Below are 7,609 nucleotides of genomic sequence, written 5' to 3'. Positions count from 1 at the left end.
CCACAAGCTACGTAATTTTACATGTCTGATTCATGATAAAGTACCCATGTCATCCCAATATTTTGTTCATTTATCACAGAAATAACTACTTCTTTCAGAACTATAACATCAAACGTTTAAACATCTGTCTGATCAGGAGTAATCAGATTCCCTTTTACAAGCGTATTGGAAGTCCTTCTCCTCTTCGAGGGATCCACCTGTTTGCAGTTCTTGTTTTACAGTAACTTTTGTTTGTTCTTTACTTTCTTTTCCTCTACTATCTTCCACTGTTAGTTCCACATTATATGTTCCTTTTTCTCCATATACGTGGGTAGGATTCGCTTCTGTACTTGTTGTACCATCACTATAAAATTTATTTTCTTCATTAAAAAGCATTTTTAATTTTTTTATATACTCTTACTGTCGACGTTCAAAAGCTAAACGTACTGCAAGACCTGTCAATACGCTTGCCATAAGCCAACGCTGCACTCGCAGCCACGTTGGACGTGTGCCAAACCATTTCGCAATTTTACTTGCTGTACATACAATTAGAAGGTTAACTATAAAGCTAACAGTGATTTGCGTAAGGCCCAAAACTGCACCTTGAAAAAGCAACGATCCCTTCTCTGGATCTTCAAATTGAGGTAAAAGTGATACATACAAAATAGCAATCTTTGGATTCAGAAGATTAGTCATGAGTCCCATTAAAAATAATTTCCGTGGTGGTTCATTAGAAATCGTACGAGGTTCCATAATAGATATAGCACCCGGTTTAATCGAATTCCAAGCTAGCCAGAGTAAGTAAGCAGCACCTGCCCACTTTACTGCCTCATATACAGCGGGAACCGCAAGGAATAGAACTGTAAGTCCAAACATAGTTGCGATTATATAGATTACAAATCCGAGCATGATGCCCAATAAAGAAATAAATCCCGCCATACGTCCCTGCGTAATGGAACGGGAAATGAGATAAATCATATTAGGCCCAGGTGAACAAACCATGCTAAGCGAAACAATTGCAAAAGCTATCAAGGTACTCAAGCTGACCATAAACCTTCCCCCTTTATGTTACATAAAATTTCCTATTATACATTTTATCATGATTGGGGAGAGAAAAAATTAATATAAACCGATGCAGCTAAGTAATATTATCGGATCGAATGTAGTGTAATCACATATTTCTCATTCTCTTAAGTAAGGACTAAAAATAACCTATCCATAGAGCTACTAAAACCACTACGAATAAAGCAAAGCAACATGTAATATTTCGAATCCACTTTTGTATATCACCAAAATACCTTTCTATAAATATAGCATTGATAGTAAGCATAAGAAATAAAACAATGTAAGTAAAAGCACCCAATTTATCGTTAAACTTCTCATTTGGAAATGTACTTACATGAAGGAATAGAAAAACAAACGTTACTATGAATAGCTCAAATAGCCTTTTTTTATTCACCCCACCACCACCTTACAGTAATTCCCTTTCATTCCATTTTATCAGAACATACTGTGTAGCAGCACATGAATATTATATTCATGTTAAAAAGGCCAACAATCCAAGATTGTTAGCCTCTACTTCCCATATTCGTACCTTTTATCACTTTACTTCCTAACAACTGGAATCCACATTTCACCAAACACTAAGCCGTTTCTTTTCCCCATCTCAACCGTCGTATTTGGTCCACCAACATAAGCAAACTCATTTGCATCTGGTAAAGCTTGACCGAAGGCGATGCCAGTCAACTTATTACTTAACTCTTCAGCTGTTTTGTCTTCCCCTTTTACTACTAAGTATTCTCCCCTCGGAAACTGAATCACTCTAGATTCTTCTTCTATTTGTGCTTCTGTCATGACACCCGCATAATACATCATTTTGTTATTCACCGCTTCGCTCACGGAAAAAATGTATTCATTTGTAGCTAAAGCTTTTAAAGTGTCCAGCCTTCCATCTTCTTTAACAGCCGACCAAAAGTCTTCCTTTTCTTTATTTATTCCAGCAAAGTTTGTGTATTCACTCTTAATTTCAGTTCCAATACCTAACACAATAAAGCTATCTTTTTCTTCTATAGTATAATTTTTCATATTCAAAACCTGCCTCTTTTTTTATTAATCAAACGATTTATCTTTTCATCTGATACGTTTATAATACCTTTAAACCATGTCAAAAAATGATACTGTTTAGGAGACCAAAATGAAAAAAGTTGAACGGATTAATACAATTATGCGGTATATCAACAACCGCTCTCACTTTACAATTTCTGAAATTATACAAGAATTTAACATCTCACGGTCGACAGCTATTAGAGACATTAGAGAAATTGAAGCTATGGGAATGCCACTGGTCGCTGAAGTTGGGAGAACGGGTGGATATTTTGTTATGCATAATTCTATCCTGCCCGTTGTTCGCTTTACTGATAATGAAGTGAAAGCTCTTTTTATTGCCTTTATGGCTACGAGGAATCAACAACTTCCCTACCTAAAGAGTCGTCAATCTTTAGCCGAAAAACTACTAGGACTCATCTCAGAAACCCAGCAAGATGATCTCGTTCTTTTAAATCAACTCTTGCTTTTCCAAGGGACTAACCCTCATAATCCCGATCTACTTGAGCTTTCTGATCTCCCCCATCCTATGTTAGAAAAACTCATTCAAATCCTTCTTTTGGATAACCATTTATTGATTACTATGAAAGAAGATGAAGAAATCAAGACTTATCCAATTTATCTATTGCACCTTTATCAAGAAAAAAGCCATTGGATCATTGAAGGGTTTGACTTAAAAAAAGAAAAGAAGATGATGTTTCCTGTCGATGATCTCATTAATATCGAACCATACACGACGAACAAAAGGCTAAATAAGAAAAAGATTTTAGAAAAACTAAGTAAGAAGGACGAAATAATCAACTTGGTACTTGAACTTGGACCAAAAGCAATTGCCCAGTTCAAAAAATACCATCCTTTAAAAATTTCAATATCTTATACTAATCCTTACCAATCTACAGCCATTTTAAAAACTTTTATCAATGTTAACAATCCCGATGAAGTGACGGAAATAATAAATTGGCTGCTTTTTCTAGGGAAGGATATTAAAATCAAAGAAATACCCGATGAAGTATTAGCAGATTTACAAAAACGAGTGTGCTTATACATTCCATAAGCAGTGAGCCTCAAATATTAAGCTTTATCACTGGATAATTATCCTATTTTTAAATACCATTTCATTTACTACAATGAGAGCATGATAAATAATAAAAGCACGGAAAATCTCCCGTGCTTTTCTAAATATATATTATTCCTGAAGGTTTCGTTTATCACGTTTCTTACCCTAACTGACGTTTAAATGCTTTACTGGCGAAAAAGTAAGAGATGACCATTATACCTACGCACCAAGCGAGCGCAATCCAAATATCGTTTCCAACAGTTCCTTCATATAAAAGAGCACGAATCGCATTCACGATTGAAGTTACAGGCTGATTCTCTGCAAACACACGAACAATTTTTGGCATCGTTTCGGTAGGCACAAAGGCCGAACTAATAAATGGAAGAAAAACTAGCGGGTACGAGTAAGCAGTCGCCCCTTCCATAGACCTCGCTTTCAATCCTGGAATGATAGCTAGCCATGTTAGCGCCAGCGTAAACATCCCAAGTATCCCAGCTACCGCGAGCCAATCTAGAATATTAGCACTGGAACGGAAACCCATTAAGAGTGCAACAAGAATAACCACCACGATAGTAAGTACATTAGCAACCAGAGAGGTTAGAACGTGAGCCCACAATATCGATGAGCGCTTAATAGGCATCGTAATGAAACGTGCCATCAGCCCACTCTTTACATCCGTAAAGAGTCGCACGGAAGTGTAAGCTACACCGGATGCGATAGCCATTAGCAAAATTCCCGGCAATAAATAATTAACGTAGTTTTCCGTTCCAGTTTTTATTGCGCCGCCAAACACGTAGACAAATAATAGCATCATCATAATCGGTGTAATCGCTACTGTAATAATTGTATCCGGACTGCGCATAATGTTACGCATTAAACGACCTAGTAATACACCTGTTTTACTTTTCATTTACATCTCCTCCTTTTTGCCAATGATCGCAAGGAATATTTCTTCCAATGTCGGTTGCTTCTCGATATACTCCACTTTTGCTGGCGGGAACATCTCTTTTAGTTCAGCAAGAGTACCTGTCGTAATAATTTTTCCGCCATGCAAAATAGCGATACGGTCTGCCAGTTGTTCTGCTTCCTCCAAGTACTGAGTCGTAAGCAAAATAGTTGTACCGCTACCAGCAAGTTCCTTGACTGTATCCCACACTTCGATTCGCGCTTCAGGATCAAGTCCAGTCGTTGGTTCGTCAAGAAAAATAACTGCTGGCGCCCCAATCAAACTCATCGCGATATCAAGCCGGCGCTTCATCCCGCCTGAATACTGATCTGCCCTTTGGTTTGCCGCATCAGTCAGGCTAAATCTTGCAAGTAGATTGTCAGCAACTTGAGCGGGATTGGAAACACCACGTAATTTGGCGATCATTATCAAGTTTTCCCTCCCAGTCAGCATACCGTCTAAAGCTGCGAACTGCCCTGTCAAACTGATACTTTGACGAACATGATCTGATTGACTCTGTACATCAAATCCACAAATACTTACTTCACCGCTATCTTGCTTCATTAGTGTCGAAAGGATGTTGACCGTTGTCGTCTTTCCCGCTCCATTTGAGCCTAGCAGCGCGAAAATTTCTCCACGCTGCACCTCAAAATCTACCCCTTTTAAAACTTCCTTGTCTTTAAAGGATTTTTTCAAGCCTTTTACAGAAATCGCTGCATGACTCATACTTTTTTCCTCCCTATAAAAATGTTTTGCGAAGACTATTTATTTATCTCTATCTATTTAGTATCACTGATATTCTGTATTACTTAGTACCGAGTTAAAAATATAACTGAATAGCTATGATGGCAATTCATATGTGTAACCAGCTAATCAGTCGGTACTACTTATTCCATTTATTTTTTTCTCAATTTCTTCATAATACTTTCATTCAAATCTTCACGATACTTGGAGACGTAAGTTTTAGCATTTGCCACTAGTTCGTCAGCAAAGGAAGCCACGTCATCCCCAGTAATGTCAAGCACTTGTCTTCCTTCTGCTGCACCAGCTTCAAACAAATCGATTAATTCATACTGTATGTGTAACATATCCATCCCGTTACCCGCTGAGAAATTCCACATGTAGTTTTGAATTTTCTTAAATACAAATTGGTAGTCCTCTGGCAGAGCCTCAACTCGTGCCATCATCATTTTGTACTCTTTTTTATCACCAATTAACTTTTTGAACATTTCTAACATCTTATTTTCCTCCTTTTTTATAAAACCGAACAAGAAATTCCCAAAGTATCGGCCGGAACGTTTTATCTTATGAACCTATTTTGACTTCAAGACGTTAATTTTTGACGATACAAAATCCCATTTTTTCCAAAACAATTCAAGCTCCTGGCGACCTTCTTCATTTAATGAATAAAACTTACGAGGCGGCCCCATATCTGATGGTTTCTTTTCAATATTCACAAGCTTTTTCTTCTCTAATCGTACGAGGATAGTATACACCGTACCTTCCACAACTTCGGTAAACCCAAGGTCATTCAGGTGGCGGGTAATCTCATAGCCATACGTTTCACGGCGACTAATGATTTCCAGTACACACCCTTCCAGTGAACCTTTCAACATTTCAGTTAAATTTTCCATATCCTGGTCCTCCTTTACCCCCTATTCTGTCTGACTTATATTCAGTATTACAGAGTACTAAGGCGAATTTTTTACTGAGTAGTTTTTTTGAATTCATACTATTTAGTATCACTTATTACATCCACATTGTATGACTAAGTAGCGATAGATGTCAACTGATTTTCAAATTTTTTCTAAAATCCGCTATTACCTATTGTCTACTGAAAATATTTTGAGAAACAACACTACTCAGTATTGCTTATTACAAGTACATTGTATGACTAAGTAGAGATGGATGTCAACTCGATTTTTATATTTTTCTAAAATCAACTATTACCTATTCGATACAGCCTATTTTCTTTTTTTATTTTGCCCCATACCTATCCCACTAAGAAAAGAAAATACCCCAAAACAAAAATTCTACATTTTTATTTTGGGGCGCTATACTATACCAAAGTTAATGAATATGGCTAGCTCTTCTTATTAATAAGACAGATCATTTTTTGTTACGATAACATCATAGCCATGTCTTCTGCTGCATTTGTAATTAGTTTTAAACCAAATGTTTCTTGTAATACATCAAGCACGCCAGGTGAAATAAATTCAGGGGCCTTTGGACCGATGCGAATATCTTGAATCCCAAGACTAAATAGCCCTAGTAAAATGGCAACCGCTTTTTGTTCAAACCATGATAGTACAATACTTACTGGCAATTCATTCACTTCACATTGAAAAGCATCAGCTAAAGCAGCCGCTATTTTCACTGTAGAAATTGAATTATTACACTGTCCTAAATCAATGTAACGCGGAATTTCCGTACCAGGTACAACACCGTAATCCACATCATTAAAGCGGAATTTCCCGCAAGAAGTTGTTAAAATAACCGTTTCTGGCGGAAGTGACGTTGCTAATTCACGATAATATTCTCCGCCTTTTCCCGGTGCATCACAACCGGCGATAACAAAGAAACGCTTTATCTTCCCCTCTTTTACTGCATCAATAATTTCTGGAGCTAATGATAATACTGTATTATGATGAAACCCTGTCACTAACTGTTCATCCGACTCCATATGTACTTCTGGAAGTTCTAGTGCTTTTTGAATCAATGATGTAAAATCATCATTTTCAATTTTTTGTACACCTTCTAAACCTGCAATTTCATATGAAAAGAATCGATCAGAGTACGAGCCTTTAATTGGCATAACACAGTTCGTTGTAGCTAATATGGCACCAGTAAATTTTTCAAAAAGGCGTCTTTGATCATACCATGCCTTACCGATGTTTCCTTTTAAATGTTTATATTTTTTCAGCTGCGGATATCCGTGTGCTGGTAGCATTTCAGAATGCGTATAAATATTAATGTCTTTTCCTTCTGTTTGCTTTAATAGTTCTTCTAATGCAAATAAATTATGGCCCGTAACTACAATTGCTTTACCTTCTACACGATTTTGTGTAATTTGTACAGGCTCTGGCACACCAAAATGATTCGTATGTGCCTCATCCAATAACTCCATCACCCGTAAAGCTGATTTCCCAACTTTCATAGCCATATCAATATGCTCTTGTTCGTTAAAGTTAGAATTTGTTAATGTCATATATAAAGCTTCTTGTGTTGTAGCATCTACAAATGCATCCGTATACCCTAGCTGCGCAGCATGTGTGCGATAAGCTGCAATTCCTTTTAGCCCAAACACAATCGTATCTTGTAAACTCGCAATCGTTTCATTCTTGCCACAAACACCCATTACTTTACATCCGCCTGTTGGCGTTTGTTCACATTGATAACAAAACATATCATCCCACCCTCTCCCAATCATTCATTACACCTTAAGCATAATACCCATTGAAAAAAAGTGATGTGATATCAATCACAATAATATATAAAGATTTGTGACAGTTCATATTGTTGAC

Annotated in this window: 9 protein-coding genes and 1 pseudogene; 1 reads left to right on the top strand and 9 read right to left on the bottom strand. The window is 37.0% G+C overall.

Translation table 11 applies throughout. The annotated features are described in order from the left end of the window. Positions 1-20: 20 nt before the first annotated feature. The 4 genes and pseudogenes from ACQGS6_RS19365 to ACQGS6_RS19350 all read right to left on the bottom strand — a co-directional run. Positions 21-348: pseudogene (locus ACQGS6_RS19365) on the bottom strand (PKD domain-containing protein); the annotation flags it as partial. Positions 349-396: 48 nt separating this feature from the next. Then, complete coding sequence (locus tag ACQGS6_RS19360) at positions 397-1,029, bottom strand: LysE family translocator (RefSeq protein WP_000254104.1); 633 nt, start codon at positions 1,027-1,029, stop codon at positions 397-399. A 151-nt stretch (positions 1,030-1,180) separates the two neighbouring features. Beyond that, the gene (locus tag ACQGS6_RS19355; protein ID WP_242784958.1) at positions 1,181-1,438 is read right to left on the bottom strand and encodes a DUF3963 domain-containing protein; all 258 of its coding nucleotides are present in this window, start codon (positions 1,436-1,438) and stop codon (positions 1,181-1,183) included. 146 nt (positions 1,439-1,584) lie between these two features. Continuing rightward, complete coding sequence (locus tag ACQGS6_RS19350) at positions 1,585-2,064, bottom strand: GyrI-like domain-containing protein (RefSeq protein WP_044795316.1); 480 nt, start codon at positions 2,062-2,064, stop codon at positions 1,585-1,587. 109 nt (positions 2,065-2,173) lie between these two features. On the opposite strand from ACQGS6_RS19350, the gene ACQGS6_RS19345 reads away from it, so the two are divergent. Beyond that, positions 2,174-3,136, top strand: coding sequence for a helix-turn-helix transcriptional regulator (locus tag ACQGS6_RS19345; RefSeq protein WP_000755022.1), 963 nt, complete (start codon positions 2,174-2,176; stop codon positions 3,134-3,136). 163 nt (positions 3,137-3,299) lie between these two features. Here ACQGS6_RS19345 and ACQGS6_RS19340 read toward each other — a convergent pair whose 3' ends face one another. The 5 genes from ACQGS6_RS19340 to hcp all read right to left on the bottom strand — a co-directional run bounded on the left by ACQGS6_RS19340 (position 3,300) and on the right by hcp (position 7,491). Further along, a complete protein-coding gene (locus ACQGS6_RS19340; RefSeq protein ID WP_000837818.1) occupies positions 3,300-4,049 on the bottom strand; it encodes an ABC transporter permease in 750 nt (249 codons plus the stop codon). Next, positions 4,050-4,811 (bottom strand): ABC transporter ATP-binding protein, encoded by a 762-nt coding sequence (locus tag ACQGS6_RS19335; protein ID WP_000017473.1) that lies wholly within the window; start codon positions 4,809-4,811, stop codon positions 4,050-4,052. Between the two features lie 170 nt (positions 4,812-4,981). Then, positions 4,982-5,323, bottom strand: a complete 342-nt coding sequence (locus tag ACQGS6_RS19330; RefSeq protein ID WP_000891986.1) for a DUF1048 domain-containing protein — start codon at positions 5,321-5,323, stop codon at positions 4,982-4,984. Between the two features lie 75 nt (positions 5,324-5,398). Then, a complete protein-coding gene (locus tag ACQGS6_RS19325; RefSeq protein ID WP_000429488.1) occupies positions 5,399-5,719 on the bottom strand; it encodes a PadR family transcriptional regulator in 321 nt (106 codons plus the stop codon). A gap of 485 nt (positions 5,720-6,204) precedes the next feature. After that, complete coding sequence (hcp, locus tag ACQGS6_RS19320; protein ID WP_002098191.1) at positions 6,205-7,491, bottom strand: hydroxylamine reductase; 1,287 nt, start codon at positions 7,489-7,491, stop codon at positions 6,205-6,207. Positions 7,492-7,609 lie beyond the last annotated feature (118 nt).

Origin of the sequence: Bacillus sp. GMs2/2 (genome assembly GCF_050172095.1) — a bacterium.
GTDB classification, from domain to species: Bacteria; Bacillota; Bacilli; order Bacillales; family Bacillaceae_G; genus Bacillus_A; species Bacillus_A cereus.
This window is presented reverse-complemented; position numbering and strand designations above follow the sequence as displayed.